The sequence below is a fragment of the Nocardia sp. NPDC004123 genome (assembly GCF_053603795.1).
Genome location: NZ_JBSGGG010000019.1, coordinates 159,545 through 177,156, shown reverse-complemented (window position 1 = coordinate 177,156; position 17,612 = coordinate 159,545). Strand labels below are relative to the sequence as shown.

Here is a 17,612-nt window from a genome sequence, read left to right as displayed (position 1 = left end):
ACCGCCCGGACGTTGTCCGGGCGGCAGGATCGAACTTCTACTTCAGGGTGCGGCCCAGGGCCAGGCCGGCATTGCGACCGGAGAAGATGCAGCCGCCGAGGAACGTGCCCTCCAGCGCGTTGTAGCCGTGCACACCGCCGCCGCCGAACCCGGCGACCTCACCCGCGGCGTAGAGGCCCGGGAACGGGGTGCCGTCGGCGCGGATGACCTGCGAGTCCAGATTGGTCTGCAGGCCGCCCAGGGTCTTGCGGGTCAGGATGTTCAGGCGCACGCCGATCAGCGGGCCGTGCGCGGGATCCAGGATCTTGTGCGGGCTCGCCACCCGGACCTTGTCGCCCAGGAAGCGGCGCGCGTTGTTGACGGCCATCAGCTGGGCGTCCTTGCTGTACTTGTTCTCGACATCGCGGTCGCGGGCCACGATCTGGCGCTCGATGTCGGCGAGGTCGAGGTGCGGGCCGCGCGAGATCTTGTTCATGCCCGCGATCAGCTCGGCGAGGGTGTCGGCGACCACGAAGTCCACGCCGTGCTGCTTGAACGCCTCGACCGGGCCCGGCGCGCCCTTCGCCACCCGGCTCTTGAGGGCCAGCTTCAGATCCTTGCCGGTGATATCGGGATTCTGCTCCGAGCCCGAGAGCGCGAACTCCTTCTCGATGATCGACTGGTCGAGAATGAACCACGAGTAGTCGTAGCCGGTCGCCAGGATCTGCTTCATGGTGGCATTGGTGTCGAAACCCGGGAAAGCCGGTGCGGTCATGCGCTTTCCATTGGCGTCGAACCACAGCGAGGACGGGCCGGGAATGATGCGGATGGCGTGATCGGGCCAGATCGGATCCCAGTTGTGGATGCCCTCGGTGTAGTGCCACATGCGATCCCGGTTCACGATGCGCCCGCCCGCGGCCTCGGTGATGCCCAACATGCGGCCGTCCACGTGCGCGGGTACGCCGGAGATCATGTGCTCCGGGCAGGGGCCGAGCCGGTCGGTCGGCCAGTTGCGACGGATGAGTTCGTGATTGTGGCCGATGCCGCCGGAGGACACGATGACCGCCCGCGCACGGAACTCGAACTCGCTCACGATATTCCGTGAGGACGCGACTCCGCGGGCCTCGGTGGCGGGCTCCAGCACGCTGCCGCGCACGCCGGTCACCGCATCGTCCTCCACGATCAGTTCGTCGACCCGGTGCCGGAAGGCGAAGCCGACCTGTCCCCGCTGCTCGGCCTCGAGCACCGGCTCGAGGAACACCCGTACCACCTCGGGGCCGGTGCCCCAGGTGAGATGGAAGCGCGGCACCGAGTTGCCGTGCCCGTCGGCGGTCACGCCGCCGCGCTCGGCCCAGCCGACCACGGGCGTCACCCGCAACCCGAGATCGTAGAGGTACTGCCGCTTCTCGGTGGCCGCGAACTCCACGTACGCGCGCGCCCACTGCCGCGCCCAGTGGTCCTCGTCCTCACGGTCGAAGCCGGCCGAGCCGAACCAGTCCTGCATGGCGAGCGCGAGGCTGTCCTTGACGCCGAGCCGCCGCTGTTCGGGACTGTCCACGAAGAACAGCCCGCCCAGCGACCAGAACGCCTGGCCGCCCAGGTTGGCGCGGTTCTCCTGATCCAGCACGAGTACGCGGCGGCCCGCCTTGACCAGCTCGTGCGTGGCGACGAGACCGGCCAGCCCGGCCCCGACCACGATGACATCCGGATTCTCGATCATGCCCATGATTTCCTTGGTGTCGAAGTTCGATACACGAATGTATCGAACGAGGTCGCTGCTGTACAGGCGCTCGATACAGCGCTGTATCGAACGAGGTTGTCGGTGGGACATGGCATGGTTCGAGTGTGCCGACTTCTTCGTCCGGATCCCTGTCACTCGCGGCGGCGCGCCGCACCGCACTCGCGGCACAGGGCTTCGCCTCGGCGCCGCCGAGCGGGACGCCCACCCGGCGGACGGTCCTGAAGGTGCTCGACAGCACCCGGCTGCTGCAGCTGGACTCGGTGTCGGCGGTGGTGCGCGCGCACTACGCCCCGGTGTTCAGCCGGATCGGGGCCTACGACCGGGCGCTGCTGGACGAGGCAGCGTGGGGGCACACCGCCCGGCGGCCCCGGCAGCTCATCGAGTACTGGGCGCACGAGGCGGCGCTGATCCCGGTCGAGGACTGGCCGCTCCTGCGCTGGCGCATGGTGCAGTACCGGCACGGACGCTGGAACGGGATGCGGCAGGTGCTCGAGCGCAATCCGGCCCTGGCCGACGATGTGCTCGGCGTGGTCAAGGAGTTCGGGTCCAGCACGGCGGGCGAGATCGAGCGGCATCTGGAACTGGATCGGCCACGGGCCAAGGACAATTGGGGCTGGAACTACAGCGACACCAAGGTGGTCTGTGAGGCACTGTTCGCGGCGGGCGAGCTGACGGTGCCGAAACGGGTGGGCTTCCAGCGGCATTACGATCTGGCCGCGAATGTCCTTCCGCCCGAGGTCCTCTCGCGCGAAGCGGACGAAGCCGACGCGGTGCGGGAACTGGTGCGGCGTGCGGCGCGGGCGCACGGCATCGGCACCGAAACCGATCTGCGGGACTACTACCGGCTCAACCGCCGCCAAACCGAGCCCGCCATCGCCGACCTCCTCGACGCCGGAGAGCTGGAGCGGGTCACCGTCGCGGGCTGGGACAAGCCCGCCTACCTGCATGCCGAGGCCCGCACTCCGCGCCGGGTCACAGGCGCGGCCCTGCTGTGCCCCTTCGATCCGCTCATCTTCTTCCGCGACCGCACCGAGCGGCTCTTCGACTTCCACTACCGCATCGAGATCTACACGCCGGAACACAAACGCGTACACGGGTATTACGTCTTCCCGTTCCTGCTCGACGGCGAACTGGTGGCGCGGGTGGACCTGCGCGCCGAGCGCGGGACCGGGCGGCTGCTGGTGCCGGGCGCGTTCGCCGAGCCGGGCCGGGATCACTCGCGGGTGGCGGCCGCACTGGCCGCGGCGCTGCGGGACATGGCCGGCTGGCTCGAACTCGACACCGTCGAGGTGGGCGAAAAGGGCGATCTCGCACCGGCTTTGCGGCGCGAGATCGTCTAGCTCCGCGCAACGCGGATCGGAAGGGTGCAGGCCGTGGTCAGAACGGCCCGTCGGCCCAGGCATTCAGCACGATGCCCTTCTTGCCCTCGCCGTTGCACTCGATCGTCATCGGGATGAGCGGCCGCGGCGAATCGCCCACGATGTAGGTGGGGGCCTGGTAGCCGCTGCCCACCTGCCGGGTGCCCAGGCACTCCACCACCGCGGCGTACCAGGTGTCCGCGGGGCAGGTGAAGGTGGCGGTGTCGAGCGTCCGGTCGATGCGGCAGACCGAGTCGGCACCTGCGGCCGGCGCCGACACCGCGATCAGGCCCGCCGCACCGATGCCGAGTGCGGAACCGATCGCGAGCGACCGGCGGCGCGGGTGGAGATGGTGATGGTTCGTCATCGATCAAGCTCCCTCGTAGACGGACAGATCAAGCGAAACAGTTCGTCCCATACTGACCGCGAGACCCCGCTGGACGGCCGAACCTCGCGGAGATCGTTGTTCCGGCGTGGCGAGTCCGCCGGGACGCGCTGGCGCTGCCGGGCCACGCCCGGGCTAGGCGACCAGCAGCTTCGGCGCCGAATTCGCCACGGCCCCAGCGCGGATCGGCAGCGGCGTCGTGTGCTCGCGGTAGTCGCCGTAGACGAAGATCGGCCCGGTGGCGGCCTCGGCCGGCACCGAGACCGCCACCAACACGGCGGCGGCCAGGCAGACCGCCCCCGCGATGGCGAGCGAGCGGCGGCGCACACGCAGTCGGATCATGGCGGTCCCTCCAGGTGGATGATCTTGCGGATACTTCGTCACCGTGACCGCCGCGGATGGTCGCCCGCAGGCCCGGCGGGTGTGTCGGAGGCCTTGGCCGCCTGTCGGGGGCACTGACTAACCTGGAGCCGTGGCAGATCCCGCGACCTACCGGCCCGCACCGGGCACCATTCCCGTCGAACCAGGTGTCTACAAGTTCCGGGACACGTTCGGGCAGGTCATCTATGTCGGCAAGGCGAAAAGCCTGCGCCAGCGCCTGAACTCGTACTTCGCCGACGTGGCCGGGCTGCACCCGCGCACCCGGCAGATGGTGACCACGGCGGCCGGGGTCGAGTGGACCGTGGTGTCCACCGAGGTGGAAGCGCTGCAGCTGGAATACAACTGGATCAAGGAATTCGATCCGCGCTTCAATGTCCGCTATCGCGACGACAAGTCGTATCCGGTGCTGGCGGTCAGCCTCGACGAGGAGTATCCGCGGGTGTTCGTCTACCGCGGCGCGCGCAAGAAGGGCGTGCGGTACTTCGGCCCGTACGCCCACGCCTGGGCCATTCGCGAGACCCTGGATCTGCTGCTGCGGGTGTTCCCGGTGCGCACCTGCTCGGCGGGAGTCTTCAAGCGGCACAGTCAGATCGGGCGGCCGTGCCTGCTCGGCTACATCGACAAGTGCTCCGCGCCGTGCATCGGCCGGGTGAGCGCGGCCGAGCACCGGCAGATCGTGGACGACTTCTGCGACTTCCTCTCCGGCAAGACCGATCGCCTGGTCAAGCAGCTCGAGCGCCGCATGCACGAGGCCGCCGACGAACTCGACTTCGAACTGGCCGCCCGCCTGCGCGACGACGTGCAGGCGCTCAAGCGCGCCCTGGAGAAGCAGGCCGTGGTGCTGGGCACCGGCACCGACGCCGATGTCATCGACTTCGCGGTGGACGAACTCGAGGTCGCGGTCCAGATCTTCCACGTGCGCGACGGCCGGGTGCGCGGGCAGCGCGGCTGGGTGGTCGACAAGTCCGGCGACGCCCTGGACCCGGGGCGGTCAGGGCCGGAGGCAGCAGCCGGCGTAACCACGGAGGGCCCCGGCCCAGGTCCGATCGACCCTGCCGTGGCGGAATCCGGTGGTGAGCTGGCCGCCCTGGTCGAGCAGTTCCTCACCCAGTTCTACGGCGAGCAGACCGCGGTCGCCGCGCAGAGCGGGGACGCACAGCCCGGAGCCGTCGTCCCGCGCGAGGTGCTGGTCCCGGCCCTGCCCAATGATCATGAGCAGGTTCAGCAGTGGCTCTCGGACCTGCGCGGATCGGCCGTGCAGCTGCGGGTGCCGCAGCGCGGTGACAAGAAGGCACTGGCCGAGACCGTGCAGCGCAATGCCCAGGAGGCCCTGGCCCAGCACAAGCTCAAGCGCGCCGGCGACCTGACCGCGCGCTCGGCCGCGTTGCAGGAACTACAGGACGCCCTGGACCTGGACAGCGCGCCGCTGCGCATCGAATGCGTGGACATCTCGCATGTGCAGGGCACCGATGTGGTGGCCTCGCTGGTCGTGTTCGAGGACGGCCTGGCCCGCAAGTCCGAGTACCGGCACTACGCCATCAAGGAGGCCGCCGGCGAGGGCCGCTCCGACGACGTCGGCAGCATCGCCGAGGTGACCCGGCGGCGCTTCGGCAAGCTGCGCCGCGACCTGGACGCCGCCGAGGCCGCCGAGCTCGAATCCGGTTCGGGCCCGGTCGAATCCAGCCTGCCCGGCATCGATCCGAAGACCGGTAAGCCGCGCCGCTTCGCCTACCCGCCCAACCTGTACGTGGTGGACGGCGGCGCGCCGCAGGTGAATGCCGCCGCCGAGGTGCTCGACGAACTCGGCATCACCGATGTCGCGGTCATCGGGCTGGCCAAGCGCCTGGAGGAGGTGTGGGTGCCGAACGAGGCGGACCCGGTGATCATGCCGCGCACCAGCGAGGCGCTGTATCTGCTGCAGCGGGTCCGCGACGAGGCGCATCGCTTCGCCATCACCTTCCACCGCTCCAAACGCTCGCGGCGGATGACCGAATCGGTGCTGGACTCGGTGCCCGGGCTGGGCTCGGCGCGCAAGACCGCGCTGGTCACGCACTTCGGATCGGTCGCCAAGCTCAAGCAGGCTACGGTGGAGCAGATCACCGAGGTCCCGGGCATCGGCGTGGCGACGGCCAGGGCGGTCCTGGCCGCCTTGCAGCAGCCGTAGCAATCGTGCGCGGACCCATCGGTTTGCCGCGATGGCGCGTCCGATCGGGACGCACCGGGTAGAGTGCGACACGCCGAATAGCAAAACTGCGACACGCCGTGTGTGCAGGTCGGGAGCAGAAATCACAGCTGTGTCTCGCTCCCGTCGTGTGCCTGCCGCGTTTCCGGGCGTCGGTGCAGGATGATCGAGGGAACTCCAGACACGAACCGGTAGGACATGACGCGCGTCGAAGCCAGTACTGATACGGCCGAAAACAGCAAGGCAACCGATACAGGTGAGTCCCAGCCGACCGCTCGCAGCGGGCGGTCGGCGCCCGAATCCGCACCGGTCGAGGTCGTCATCGTGACGGGCCTGTCCGGCGCCGGGCGCGGCACCGCCGCCAAGGTGCTCGAGGATCTCGGCTACTACGTGGCCGACAACCTCCCACCCGAATTGATCGGCCGCATGGTCGATCTCGGCCGCGGCGCCGAACCGCCCATCCGCAAACTGGCGCTCGTCATGGACGTGCGCAACCGCTTCTTCACCGGGAACCTCGCCGCGGTCGGCGAGCAGCTACGGGCCGCGGGTGTGCGCACCCGCATCCTGTTCCTGGAGGCCTCCGACGACGTGCTGATCCGCCGCTTCGGGTTCGCGCGCCGCCGCCATCCGCTGCAGAGCGAGAGCGCCGACGGCACCCTGACCGCTGGCATCGCCGCCGAGCGGCGGCGCCTGGACCCGGTGAAAACCGCCGCCGACGTGGTCATCGACACCACCGCGCTGTCCATTCACCAGCTGCACCGCAAGCTCGAGGAGGTCTACGGCGGCGACGCCGCCACCGTGCTGCAGCTGACCATTCAATCGTTCGGTTTCAAATACGGAGTCCCGCTCGACGCCGACATGGTGTTCGATTTGCGGTTTCTGCCGAATCCGCATTGGATTCCCGAACTCCGCGAAAAGACCGGACAGGACGCCCCGGTCAGCGAGTATGTGTTGTCGCAGCCGGGCGCGCAGGACTATCTGGGCACCGCGCGGCATCTCGTCGACCTGACGACCGAGGGCTACCGCCAAGAGGGGAAGCGATACATGACCGTGGCAGTGGGTTGTACCGGCGGCAAACACCGCAGTGTGGCGATAGCGGAGGCGCTGGGCGAGGCGCTGGCGGGCAACGAATCGGCCCCGGCCGGCAACGACTCGGGTGACGTGGTGCGGGTGGTCCATCGGGATCTGGGGCGGGAATGAGTGAGAACGACTCCGTCCGCACCACCAATCCGGCCATCGTGGCCCTCGGTGGTGGGCACGGCCTGTATTCGACGCTGACCGCCATCCGGCGGCTCACCCGCAAGATCACCGCGGTGGTGACGGTCGCCGACGACGGCGGCTCCTCGGGACGGCTGCGGTCCGAGCTGGGCATGCTGCCCCCGGGCGATCTGCGAATGGCCTTGGCGGCCTTGGCCGAAGAGGCCGACGGCATCTGGGCGCGAACTTTGCAACACCGCTTCGGCGGCACCGGCGCGCTGGCCGGGCATTCGGTGGGCAATCTGATTCTGGCGGGTCTCACCGAGGAGCTGGGCGATCCGGTCGCGGCCCTGGACGAGGCCGGAAAGATCCTGCGGATCACCGGCCGCGTGGTACCCATGTCGCCCATCGCGCTGACCATCGAAGCGGATGTGTCTGGGCTGGAAGGCGATCCGCGCGTGAGCCGCTGTATCCGCGGTCAGGTGGCCGTGGCGACCACGCCGGGCAAGGTGCGCCGAGTGCGGCTGATCCCCTCGGATCCGCCCGCCTGCCCCGAGGCGACCTCGGCCATCGAGCACGCCGACGTGGTGGTGCTGGGCCCCGGAAGCTGGTTCACGAGCGTCATCCCGCATGTGCTGGTGCCCGAATTGCACGAAGCGCTGCTGTATACGCGGGCACGGAAAGTGCTGGTGCTCAACCTCGCTGCCGAACCGGGCGAAACGGCCGGATTCAGCGCCGAACGACACCTGCATGTATTGTCCCAGCACGCACCGGATTTCACAGTCGACCATGTTCTGGTGGACTCCGGTTCCGTACCCGAGGGTAGGGAACGCGAACATCTGGCAAGAGCTGCCGAACAGCTGCGTGCGCGAGTAACCTTCGCTGATGTCGCCGAGGCGGGGACGGACCGGCACCACCCCGGAAAGCTTGCCGCCGCACTGGATCAGGTGATCCGGCAACCTCGGCCGGAATTGGCAGGGCTTCGAGTCGAAGGACGGCATATGGGCCAACGTGTGCGGTCCGGGTTGGGTGGAAAGGAGCGCGTCTCGTGGCGATGACAGCGGAAGTGAAGGACGAGCTGAGCCGGCTCTCTGTATCACAGGTGAGCTCGCGCAAAGCGGAATTGTCCGCGCTACTGCGGTTCGCCGGTGGATTGCACATCGTCGGCGGTCGAGTGATCGTCGAAGCCGAGGTGGACATGGGTTCCATTGCACGTCGGCTGCGCCGAGAGATCTTCGAGCTGTACGGATACGGCTCGGACGTGCATGTCCTCGGCGCCGGCGGGCTCCGGAAAACCTCCCGGTACGTGGTGCGGGTTTCCAAGGAGGGCGAGGCGCTGGCGCGCCAGACCGGATTACTCGATGTGCGCGGCCGCCCGGTGCGCGGGCTGCCCGCCCAGGTGGTGGGCGGCAGCATCGGCGATGCCGAAGCCGCTTGGCGTGGAGCGTTTCTCGCGCACGGCTCGCTCACCGAGCCGGGCCGCTCCTCGGCCCTGGAGGTGAGCTGCCCCGGGCCGGAGGCGGCGCTGGCCCTGGTCGGCGCCGCGCGGCGGATGGGCATCTCGGCCAAGGCGCGCGAGGTGCGCGGCACCGATCGCGTCGTGGTGCGCGACGGTGAGGCCATCGGCGCTCTGCTCACCCGCATGGGTGCGCAGGACACCCGGCTCACCTGGGAGGAGCGGCGCATGCGTCGCGAGGTCCGGGCGACCGCCAACCGACTGGCCAATTTCGACGATGCCAACCTGCGTCGTTCGGCCCGCGCGGCCGTGGCCGCCGCGGCCCGCGTGGAGCGCGCGCTCGAAATACTGAGCGAGGATGTGCCGGACCATCTGGCCGCGGCGGGCAAGCTGCGCGTGCTGCACCGGCAGGCGTCCCTGGAGGAGCTGGGCCAGCTGGCCGATCCGCCCATGACGAAAGACGCTGTGGCGGGCCGGATCCGGCGGCTGCTGTCGATGGCGGACCGGCGCGCCAAGGAACTCGGCGTGCCCGACACCGAAAGCGCTGTCACCGCAGAGCTGCTCGAAGAGGCGTGAAACACCCACGCCGCCGCATAAACTGACGAACACCGCACGGTGATTCCGTCCGGAAGCGTCGCAACCCCAAGGGTCGCGGCGCTTCCGGTCGTCTGTGACGAAAGTGAACGTTTCGTTGTTCACCGTGGCGGGGGTGTGTCCGTGATGTTTCCGTTACAGGTCTAGGGTTAGCACCGCAACGGAAACGATCCGCAAAGCTGAGGAGCGAAAACGTGACTGTCCGGGTAGGGATCAACGGCTTCGGCCGCATCGGGCGAAACTTCTTCCGAGCCGTCGAGGCGCAGAAGGCCCTCGGCACCACCGACATCGAGATCGTGGCGGTCAACGATCTCACCGACAACAAGTCGCTGGCGACCCTCCTGAAGTACGACTCGATCCTCGGCCGCCTGCCGCAGGACGTTTCCCTGGACGGCGACGAGACCATCGTCGTCGGCGACCAGCGCATCACCGCGCTGGCCATCAAGGAGGGCCCGGCCGCGCTGCCGTGGGGTGACCTGGGTGTCGACGTCGTCGTCGAGTCCACCGGTATCTTCACCGACGCGACCAAGGCGAAGGGCCACCTGGCCGCCGGCGCCAAGAAGGTCATCATCTCCGCGCCCGCCAAGGGCGAGGACATCACCATCGTGATGGGCGTCAACGACGACAAGTACGACGGTTCGCAGAACATCATCTCGAACGCGTCCTGCACCACCAACTGCCTGGGCCCGATTGCCAAGGTGCTCAACGACTCCTTCGGCATCGAGCGTGGTCTGATGACCACCGTGCACGCCTACACCCAGGACCAGAACCTGCAGGACGGCCCGCACTCGGATCTGCGTCGCGCCCGCGCCGCCGCGCTGAACATCGTGCCCACCGGCACCGGCGCCGCCAAGGCCATCGGCCTGGTGCTGCCCGAGCTGCTCGGCAAGCTGAACGGTTACGCGCTGCGCGTGCCGGTCCCGACCGGTTCGCTCACCGACCTGACCGTGGACCTGGCCAAGACCGCCTCGATCGACGAGATCAACGCCGCCATGAAGGCCGCCGCGGACGGCCCGATGAAGGGCATCCTGAAGTACAACGTCGACCCGATCGTCTCCTCCGACATCGTGACCGACCCGCACTCCTCCATCTACGACGCGCCGCTGACCCAGGTCATCGACAACCAGGTCAAGGTCGCCTCGTGGTACGACAACGAGTGGGGCTACTCCAACCGTCTCGCCGACCTGGTCGGCCTCGTCGGCAAGTCCCTCTAAGCGCCGATGACGATCAAGACTCTGCAGGATCTGCTGACCGAGGGTGTCGAGGGCCGGGGCGTGCTGGTGCGCTCCGACCTGAATGTTCCCCTCGATAACGGCGTCATCACCGACCCGGGCCGCATCGTCGCGTCCGCGCCGACCATCAAAGCGCTGGCCGAGGCCGGCGCCAAGGTCGTCGTGACCGCGCACCTCGGCCGCCCCAAGGGCGAGCCGGATCCGAAGTTCTCCCTCGCGCCGGTCGCGGCGCGGCTGTCGGAGGAGCTGGGCCGCAATGTCCAGCTCGCCGGCGACGTGGTGGGCCAGGACGCGCTCGCCCGCTCCGAGGGCCTCACCGACGGTGATGTGCTGCTGCTGGAGAACATTCGCTTCGACGCGCGCGAGACCAGCAAGGACGACGCCGAGCGCACCAAGCTCGCCCGTGCCCTGGTCGAGCTGGTCGGCGACGACGGCGCGTTCGTGTCCGACGGTTTCGGTGTGGTGCACCGCAAGCAGGCGTCGGTGTACGACGTGGCCAAGCTGCTGCCGCACTACGCGGGCAACCTGGTCGCGGCCGAGACCGAGGTGCTGAAGAAGCTCACCGAGAACCCGGAGCGTCCGTACGCGGTGGTGCTCGGCGGCTCGAAGGTCTCCGACAAGCTGGCGGTCATCGAGGCGCTCGCGCCGAAGGTCGACACGCTGGTCATCGGCGGCGGCATGTGCTTCACCTTCCTTGCGGCGCAGGGACTTCCGGTGGGCACCTCGCTGCTGCAGGCGGAGATGATCGAGACCTGCAAGGGGCTGCTGGACAAGTACGCCGACGTCATCCATCTGCCGGTGGACATCGTGGTGGCCGACAAGTTCGCCGCGGACGCGGACTCGAAGACCGTGCCCGCCCACGAGATTCCCGACGGCTGGATGGGTCTGGACATCGGTCCCGACTCGGTCGCCCGCTTCTCGGCGCTGCTGACCGAGGCCAAGACCGTGTTCTGGAACGGCCCGATGGGTGTGTTCGAGTTCGAGAAGTTCTCGGCCGGCACCCGCGGTGTCGCCGAGGCGATCGCCACGGCGACCTCGAAGGGCGCGTTCACGGTGGTCGGCGGCGGCGACTCGGCCGCGGCCGTGCGCACCCTGGGTCTGCCCGACGACGGTTTCTCGCACATCTCCACCGGTGGCGGCGCGTCGCTGGAGTACCTGGAGGGCAAGGAACTTCCCGGCCTCGCTGTCCTGGAGGACTGAACCATGGCACGTAAGCCTTTGATCGCCGGCAACTGGAAGATGAACCTCAATCACCTCGAGGCCATCGCTCTGGTGCAGAAGATCGCATTCGCGTTGCCGGAGAAGTACTTCGACAAGGTCGACGTGACGGTGATCCCGCCGTTCGTGGACCTGCGCAGCGTGCAGACGCTGGTCGAGGGTGACCGCCTCCTGATCACCTACGGTGCCCAGGACGTGTCCACCCACGACGAGGGCGCCTACACAGGCGAGATCAGCGGCTCCATGCTGGCCAAGCTGGGCTGCAGCTTCGTCGTGGTGGGTCACTCGGAGCGGCGTCAGTACCACAACGAGGACGACGCCACCGTGCTGGCCAAGGCCAAGCAGGCGCTCAAGTACGGCATCACCCCGATCGTCTGCATCGGTGAGGGCCTGGGCGTCCGCGAGACCAAGACCCACGTCGAGTACAACCTCGAGCAGCTCCGCGGCTCGCTCAAGGGCCTGACGCCCGAGGAGATCTCGAAGATCGTCATCGCCTACGAGCCGGTCTGGGCCATCGGCACCGGCAAGGTCGCCACCCCGGCCGACGCGCAGGAAGTCTGCGGCGCCATCCGCAAGGAACTCGCCGAACTGGCGAATCCCGAAGTGGCGGCTGCTGTCCGGGTCCTCTACGGCGGTTCGGTCAACGCGAAGAACGTCGGCGAACTGGTCGGCCAGACCGACATCGACGGTGCTCTCGTGGGCGGCGCGTCCCTGAAGGGTGACGAGTTCGCCACCCTCTCCGCGATCGCCGCGGGCGGTCCGCTGCCGTAACGGTTTCCGCTGCACAGGGCCGGGCATCCACAGGATGCCCGGCCCTTCGCTGTCTACAGGCGAGAGCGTGTGGTCGTGGCCGGCTGACGCCGCCGCGCCGGGAAGCTCCCTTCGGCGGAAGTACTCATACAGAAGAATGATCGGTATGAGCGACTGGAATACGAACATCATCAACGAGTTCCGGGCCAACGAGGGACGGGTCGGCGGGCCGTTCGAGGGGGCGCCGTTGATTCTGGTGCACCATCGGGGCCGCAAGACCGGGCGGGAGCTGGTGACGCCCATGATGTACCTGGCCGATGAGCAGGATCCGGCGACCGTGTACGTTTTCGCGACCAAGTCGGGCGCGCCCACCAATCCGGACTGGTACTACAACCTGACCCAGGCGGGGACGGCCGAGGCCGAGGTCGGGACCGAGACCTTTCAGGTCGAGGTCACCGAGGTGACCGGCGCGGACCGCGACCGGATCTTCGACGAACAGGCCCGGCGATACCCGGGTTTCGGCGAATACGCCGCGAAGACCGCCGGTATCCGCACCATCCCGGTGCTGGCGCTGCGCCGGGCCTAGGCTCGCGGCCGCAGGGCGCGGGTGCTCGGCCCGCGCCCTGGCAGGCGTCGGCGCGGGGATGCGTTCGACGTGTGAATGGTCGCGGTGTTTGCCGGGGATGGTGGGCGCGGAGATCGATCCCTAGTAGGCGACGGCCGGGGTTCGAGGTGGGGTCGAGGGTAGTGGTGGCCTTGTTTGTTGGTGGGGAGGCCGGGAGCGGGGTGGGCCACCGTATCCATGAATTCATTTGCGGCGGTAGGGGAGTCGGCGGGGGAGTGACGGCCGCCCAAGTGTAGGGGCGGGTCTTTCGAGGGCGAGTGGATCGCCGGATCTTGCTGGTCAGGACCTTGTCGAATGCTGTCCGCGTTACTGACAGTAAGTCCCTTCTTGACAGTAACTGTCATATCGGCAGATACTCGCTCAAACGAAGGAGGGCGACGGATGTCATTGCGGGAGCGGCAGCGCCGGCAGGTGCGCGGCGAGATTCAGCGGGCGGCGTACGAGTTGTTCGCGGAGAAGGGCTTCGGGGAGGTGACGACCGAGCAGATCGCCGCCGCGGCGGGTGTGTCGGCCAGTACCTACTTCCGGCATGTGCGGAGCAAGGAGGATCTGCTGCTCGATCCGGTCCGCGAGGGCGGGTCGGGAATCGTCGCGCTGCTCGAGGAGCGCGACGGCGACGAGCCCGCGGATGTAGCGCTGGCGCAGTCGATTCTGGCGCGGTCCACCGCGCTGGCCCCGGCGGAGCTGGAGCAGTGGCGGGCCGCGTTCCGCACCGCGCCGCATCTTCTGGAGCGAGTGGCTCTGATCACTCCGGAGCATCGGGCGCGCCTGGTCGAGCTGGTCGGCCAGCGGATGGGCCGAGACTCGCAGCGGGACAGCACGCCGGGTTTGCTGGTGCATCTCATGCTGGCGGCGGCGGAGTTCGGTTACCTGCAGTGGCTGCGTAATTCGGCGCAGCCGGAGATGTCGCTGGCGGTGTGCGTCGAGGGCGCGCTCGACGCCGTGGCCGGGGAACGCTGGCGGCGTCACGGCTGAAAGCCGTTGGCACGCACTCGGATAGCTACAACAGAAAACGAAGATAGAGGAAACATGCAGCACGACAGGGCAACTGACGAGACATTCGATCTGGTCGTCGTGGGGTCGGGGGCGGCGGGCATGGCCGCGGCGCTGACGGCCGCCCACCACGGACTGTCCACAGTGATCGTCGAGAAGGCGCGGGCATGGGGCGGATCCACCGCGAGATCCGGTGGCGGCGTGTGGATTCCGGGCAACGCGGTGCTGCGCCGTGACGCCCCCGCCGATGACCTCGAGGCCGCGCGAGCCTATCTGAAACACATCGTCGGACCCGGGGTGCCGCCCGAGCGGATCGACACCTTCCTCGACCGTGGACCGGAGGCCTTCGACTTCCTGGCCGCGCACGCGCCGCTGCGCATGCGGTGGGTGCCGGGCTATTCCGACTACTACCCGGAGGCGCCCGGCGGCCGCGGCCACGGCCGCTCGATCGAGCCCGTGCCCTACAACGCCACCGGTCTCGGCACCGAATTGGCCACGCTGGAGCCCGATTACGTGAAGGCGCCGAAGAATGTCGTGATCACCCAGGCCGAGTTCCGGCAGCTGCATCTGGGCCTGCGCAATCCGCGCAGTCCGCTGGCGGCCGTGCGCGTCGCCGGGCGGTGGCTGACGGCGGCCGTGCTGCGCCGGCGCGTCCTGGCCCGCGGCCAGGCGCTGAGTGCCATGCTGCGCGCGGGCCTGCTGGAGGCGAATGTGCCGCTGTGGCTGGACACTCCGCTGGTGGACCTGCGCACCGAGGACGGCCGGGTCACGGGCGCGGTGGTGCTGCGGGACGGGCGCGAGCAGGTGCTCACCGCCCGCCGGGGCGTGGTCATCGCGGCCGGCGGCTTCGAGCACAACGAGGCGATGCGCAAGCAGTACCAGCGCGAGCCGATCGGCACCGACTGGACCGTCGGCGCGCAGGCCAATACCGGTGACGGCATCCGCGCGGGCGAGAATGCCGGTGGCGCGGTGGAATTCATGGCCGATGCCTGGTGGGGCCCATCCATTCCGCTGCCCCGGCTGGCCTGGTTCTGCCTGGCCGAGCGCAATCTGCCCGGCAGTATCGTGGTCAACGACCGCGGCGAGCGGTTCATGAACGAGTGCCTGCCCTATGTCGAGGCCACCCACCGCATGTACGGCGGCGAGCACGGGCAGGGCGCGGGCCCGGGCGAAAACCTGCCCGCCTGGCTGATTTTCGACCAGCGCTACCGCAACCGCTATCAGTTCGCGGGTGTCCCGCCCCGTCAGCCCCTGCCCGGCCGCTGGTTCAAATCGGGCGCGCTCACCCGCGCCGACTCGCTCCCCGAACTCGCCGAGCAGATCGGTGTCCCGGTCGAGAAACTCCGGGCCACGGTGACCCGTTTCAACGAATTCGCCGCCGCCGGTATCGATCCCGACTTCGGCCGCGGTGACAGCGCCTACGACAACTACTACGGCGACCCGCGCAACCGCCCCAACCCGAATCTCGGTGCGCTGGCGACGGGTCCGTTCTACGCGGCGAAACTGGTGCCCGGCGACCTCGGCACCAAGGGCGGCCTGAGCGCCGATGTCGACGGCCGGGTGCTGCGGGCGGACGGCTCGGTGATCGAGGGCCTGTACGCGGCCGGCAATGCGAGCGCTCCGGTCATGGGCCACACCTACGCCGGACCCGGCGCGACCATCGGCCCCGCTGTCGTCTTCGGCTACCTGGCGGCCCGCCACGCGGCCGGCCGGTAGTCCCGGCGCCGACCGGGGCACCGCTGGGGGATCCGTCCGGTGTCCCGCGGCGGTGCGCCACCCGACGTCCGGGTCAGGCCAGGACCGCGCCGCCGTCGAGGGGCAGCACGGTGCCGGTGGCGTGGTCCTGGGTGAGGAAGAAGACGAAGGCCTGCGCGATATCGTCCACTTCGGCGATGCGGCGCAACGGTGTCGCGGCCGCGGTGTCGGCGTAGAACTGCTCGCGCAACTCCTCGGGGAAGTTCCACAGCGGCGACCGGACCACACCCGGCATGACCGCGTTCACCCGGATCGGCGCCAGTTCCACCGCCAGCGCCCGGGTCAGGGTCTCGATCGCGCCGCAGACGCTGGACGTGACCGTCGAACCCGGGACGGGGCGCGGCCCGGCGGTACCGCTGGTCAGGGTGATCGACCCGTCGGCCCGCAGCCGCGCCGCGGCCGCTTGTACCGCGGCCAGCACGCTGAAGTAGCGCAGCTCGAAGAACTTCCGCGCGGCGTCGAGATCCAGTTCGGCCAGCGGGGAGAGCAGCAGCGGCTCGCCGGCGGTGTAGACGAGGTGGTCGAGCGCGCCGAGTTCATCGAACATCGCGCGAATCCGGTTGGTGTCGTTGAGGTTCGCGACCACGCCGGTGACGCCGGCCGGGAGTTCGGCCACCGCGCGGTCCACGTTCTCCTGGCGGCTGGAGACGACGGTGACCTTCGCGCCCTGTTCGGCCGTCGCGGCGGCCACGGCGTAGCCGATTCCGGAGGTGCCGCCCAGGATGACGACGTGCTGTCCGTCGAGAGACATCGGATTTCCTTTCGGGGAATGCTGTGCGTGTGTGCCTGTCCACCTTGGGTTTCGCGACCCGCTCCCGTCCAAGACCTATACCGCCGCCTGTAATACCCTGAAGGCATCATGAGTGACGTCGATCTGCGCAAGCTGCGCTACTTCGTGGCGGTGGCCGAACACCTGCATTTCGGCCGCGCCGCGGAGCAGCTGTTCATCGCGCAACCGGTCCTGTCACGCCAGATTCGCGCGCTCGAGGAGGAACTGGGCGCGCAGCTGTTCGCCCGTGATCGGCGCGGGACCGCGCTGACGTCGGCGGGGGAGCAGCTGCTGGCCGACGCCAGACCGCTGCTCGCGGCCGCGGAAGCCCTGCAGCGCAGGGTGATTCGGGCGGTCGAGGGGACACAGCGCTTCACCGTCGGCTTCATGCCCGGCCTCATCGTGACCGCCGCGGTGCGGACGCTCACCGAGCGCCACCCCGGCCTCGCCGTCGATCTGGTGCGCACCGGCTGGTTCGATCAGGTCGAGGTGGTCCACGACGGCCGCGTCGACGTCAGCGTGGTCCGGCTGCCGGTGGACCCGCACGGTCTGGTCGTGCGCCCGCTCTATACCGAGCCCCGGGTCGTGGTGCTGCCCGCCGACCACCGCCTCGCGGGCAAGGACGCGGTCGCCGTCGGCGATCTCGCCGACGAGCACCTGCTCCAGGACCCGGACACGGTCCCCGAATGGAGTGCGGTGGCAACCGAATTGCGCGCCGACCGCCCCGCCGTCCCGGTCTTCCACAGTGTGGAGGAGAAGCTCGAGCACGTCGCCGCGGGCCGGGGCATCATGTTCCTGCCGCTGTCGGTGATGACCTTCTACACCCGCCCGGACATCGCCTACGTCCCGGTTCCCGACCTCGCGCCGCTGCAGGTGAGCCTGGCGTGGTCGTCGGCGCGCCCGGTTCCGCTGGCCGAGGAGTTCGCCGCCCTTGCCGCCCAGTGAGATTCGATCTATGGCGTCCACTCCGGAGTGATCTCGATTCCGGGCGACGAAT

General features: G+C 69.0%; 16 protein-coding genes. 12 read left to right on the top strand and 4 right to left on the bottom strand.

Translation table 11 applies throughout. The annotated features are described in order from the left end of the window. Window positions 1-37 precede the first annotated feature (37 nt). The gene (locus tag ACWEQQ_RS27750) at window positions 38-1,699 is read right to left on the bottom strand and encodes an FAD-binding dehydrogenase (protein ID WP_452350297.1); all 1,662 of its coding nucleotides are present in this window, start codon (window positions 1,697-1,699) and stop codon (window positions 38-40) included. A 125-nt stretch (window positions 1,700-1,824) separates the two neighbouring features. Here ACWEQQ_RS27750 and ACWEQQ_RS27745 point away from each other — a divergent pair, with 125 nt between their 5' ends. Next, window positions 1,825-3,060, top strand: coding sequence for a winged helix-turn-helix domain-containing protein (locus tag ACWEQQ_RS27745; RefSeq protein WP_452350296.1), 1,236 nt, complete (start codon window positions 1,825-1,827; stop codon window positions 3,058-3,060). Between the two features lie 37 nt (window positions 3,061-3,097). Here the strand turns inward: ACWEQQ_RS27745 and ACWEQQ_RS27740 are convergent, their stop codons facing one another. Both ACWEQQ_RS27740 and ACWEQQ_RS27735 read right to left on the bottom strand, forming a co-directional pair. Further along, window positions 3,098-3,445: a hypothetical protein gene (locus tag ACWEQQ_RS27740; RefSeq protein ID WP_452345330.1), complete on the bottom strand. Its 348-nt coding sequence runs from the start codon at window positions 3,443-3,445 to the stop codon at window positions 3,098-3,100. A gap of 153 nt (window positions 3,446-3,598) precedes the next feature. Then, a complete protein-coding gene (locus ACWEQQ_RS27735) occupies window positions 3,599-3,805 on the bottom strand; it encodes a hypothetical protein (RefSeq protein WP_452350295.1) in 207 nt (68 codons plus the stop codon). 130 nt (window positions 3,806-3,935) lie between these two features. Between ACWEQQ_RS27735 and uvrC the strand changes: the two genes are divergently transcribed. The 10 genes from uvrC to kstD all read left to right on the top strand — a co-directional run bounded on the left by uvrC (window position 3,936) and on the right by kstD (window position 15,807). Next, a complete protein-coding gene (gene uvrC, locus ACWEQQ_RS27730) occupies window positions 3,936-6,008 on the top strand; it encodes an excinuclease ABC subunit UvrC (RefSeq protein ID WP_452350294.1) in 2,073 nt (690 codons plus the stop codon). 216 nt (window positions 6,009-6,224) lie between these two features. After that, window positions 6,225-7,226, top strand: coding sequence for an RNase adapter RapZ (gene rapZ / locus ACWEQQ_RS27725; protein WP_364612578.1), 1,002 nt, complete (start codon window positions 6,225-6,227; stop codon window positions 7,224-7,226). Beyond that, window positions 7,223-8,281 carry a gluconeogenesis factor YvcK family protein gene (locus tag ACWEQQ_RS27720; RefSeq protein ID WP_452350293.1) on the top strand — a complete coding sequence of 353 codons (1,059 nt, stop codon included), beginning with the start codon at window positions 7,223-7,225 and terminating at the stop codon, window positions 8,279-8,281. The genes rapZ and ACWEQQ_RS27720 overlap by 4 nt, the downstream gene beginning before the upstream one ends. Next, window positions 8,272-9,255, top strand: coding sequence for a DNA-binding protein WhiA (gene whiA, locus ACWEQQ_RS27715; protein ID WP_040858457.1), 984 nt, complete (start codon window positions 8,272-8,274; stop codon window positions 9,253-9,255). Before ACWEQQ_RS27720 ends, whiA begins: the two co-directional genes overlap by 10 nt. A gap of 212 nt (window positions 9,256-9,467) precedes the next feature. Next, on the top strand, window positions 9,468-10,487 hold the full coding sequence (gene gap / locus ACWEQQ_RS27710) for a type I glyceraldehyde-3-phosphate dehydrogenase (RefSeq protein ID WP_354837476.1): 1,020 nt from the start codon (window positions 9,468-9,470) through the stop codon (window positions 10,485-10,487). 6 nt (window positions 10,488-10,493) lie between these two features. Continuing rightward, complete coding sequence (locus ACWEQQ_RS27705; protein ID WP_452350292.1) at window positions 10,494-11,705, top strand: phosphoglycerate kinase; 1,212 nt, start codon at window positions 10,494-10,496, stop codon at window positions 11,703-11,705. Window positions 11,706-11,708: 3 nt separating this feature from the next. Then, complete coding sequence (tpiA, locus tag ACWEQQ_RS27700) at window positions 11,709-12,494, top strand: triose-phosphate isomerase (protein WP_452345325.1); 786 nt, start codon at window positions 11,709-11,711, stop codon at window positions 12,492-12,494. Window positions 12,495-12,630: 136 nt separating this feature from the next. Beyond that, window positions 12,631-13,059, top strand: coding sequence for a nitroreductase/quinone reductase family protein (locus ACWEQQ_RS27695; RefSeq protein ID WP_452350291.1), 429 nt, complete (start codon window positions 12,631-12,633; stop codon window positions 13,057-13,059). Window positions 13,060-13,479: 420 nt separating this feature from the next. Next, window positions 13,480-14,073, top strand: a complete 594-nt coding sequence (locus ACWEQQ_RS27690; protein ID WP_452350290.1) for a TetR/AcrR family transcriptional regulator — start codon at window positions 13,480-13,482, stop codon at window positions 14,071-14,073. 54 nt (window positions 14,074-14,127) lie between these two features. Next, window positions 14,128-15,807, top strand: a complete 1,680-nt coding sequence (gene kstD, locus ACWEQQ_RS27685) for a 3-oxosteroid 1-dehydrogenase (RefSeq protein WP_452350289.1) — start codon at window positions 14,128-14,130, stop codon at window positions 15,805-15,807. 73 nt (window positions 15,808-15,880) lie between these two features. Here the strand turns inward: kstD and ACWEQQ_RS27680 are convergent, their stop codons facing one another. Continuing rightward, window positions 15,881-16,597, bottom strand: coding sequence for an SDR family oxidoreductase (locus ACWEQQ_RS27680; protein ID WP_452350288.1), 717 nt, complete (start codon window positions 16,595-16,597; stop codon window positions 15,881-15,883). A gap of 108 nt (window positions 16,598-16,705) precedes the next feature. Between ACWEQQ_RS27680 and ACWEQQ_RS27675 the strand changes: the two genes are divergently transcribed. Further along, on the top strand, window positions 16,706-17,560 hold the full coding sequence (locus ACWEQQ_RS27675) for a LysR family transcriptional regulator (RefSeq protein WP_452350287.1): 855 nt from the start codon (window positions 16,706-16,708) through the stop codon (window positions 17,558-17,560). Window positions 17,561-17,612 lie beyond the last annotated feature (52 nt).

Excerpts from the sequence above, each read along its gene's own strand:
- ACWEQQ_RS27750 (WP_452350297.1), bottom strand. The coding sequence starts at position 1,699 with ATGATCGAGAATCCGGATGTCATCGTGGTCGGGGCCGGGCTGGCCGGT.
- ACWEQQ_RS27740 (WP_452345330.1), bottom strand. The coding sequence starts at position 3,445 with ATGACGAACCATCACCATCTCCACCCGCGCCGCCGGTCGCTCGCGATC.
- ACWEQQ_RS27735 (WP_452350295.1), bottom strand. The coding sequence starts at position 3,805 with ATGATCCGACTGCGTGTGCGCCGCCGCTCGCTCGCCATCGCGGGGGCG.
- rapZ (WP_364612578.1), top strand. The coding sequence starts at position 6,225 with ATGACGCGCGTCGAAGCCAGTACTGATACGGCCGAAAACAGCAAGGCA.
- ACWEQQ_RS27720 (WP_452350293.1), top strand. The coding sequence starts at position 7,223 with ATGAGTGAGAACGACTCCGTCCGCACCACCAATCCGGCCATCGTGGCC.
- ACWEQQ_RS27705 (WP_452350292.1), top strand. The coding sequence starts at position 10,494 with ATGACGATCAAGACTCTGCAGGATCTGCTGACCGAGGGTGTCGAGGGC.
- tpiA (WP_452345325.1), top strand. The coding sequence starts at position 11,709 with ATGGCACGTAAGCCTTTGATCGCCGGCAACTGGAAGATGAACCTCAAT.
- ACWEQQ_RS27695 (WP_452350291.1), top strand. The coding sequence starts at position 12,631 with ATGATCGGTATGAGCGACTGGAATACGAACATCATCAACGAGTTCCGG.
- ACWEQQ_RS27690 (WP_452350290.1), top strand. The coding sequence starts at position 13,480 with ATGTCATTGCGGGAGCGGCAGCGCCGGCAGGTGCGCGGCGAGATTCAG.
- kstD (WP_452350289.1), top strand. The coding sequence starts at position 14,128 with ATGCAGCACGACAGGGCAACTGACGAGACATTCGATCTGGTCGTCGTG.
- ACWEQQ_RS27680 (WP_452350288.1), bottom strand. The coding sequence starts at position 16,597 with ATGTCTCTCGACGGACAGCACGTCGTCATCCTGGGCGGCACCTCCGGA.
- ACWEQQ_RS27675 (WP_452350287.1), top strand. The coding sequence starts at position 16,706 with ATGAGTGACGTCGATCTGCGCAAGCTGCGCTACTTCGTGGCGGTGGCC.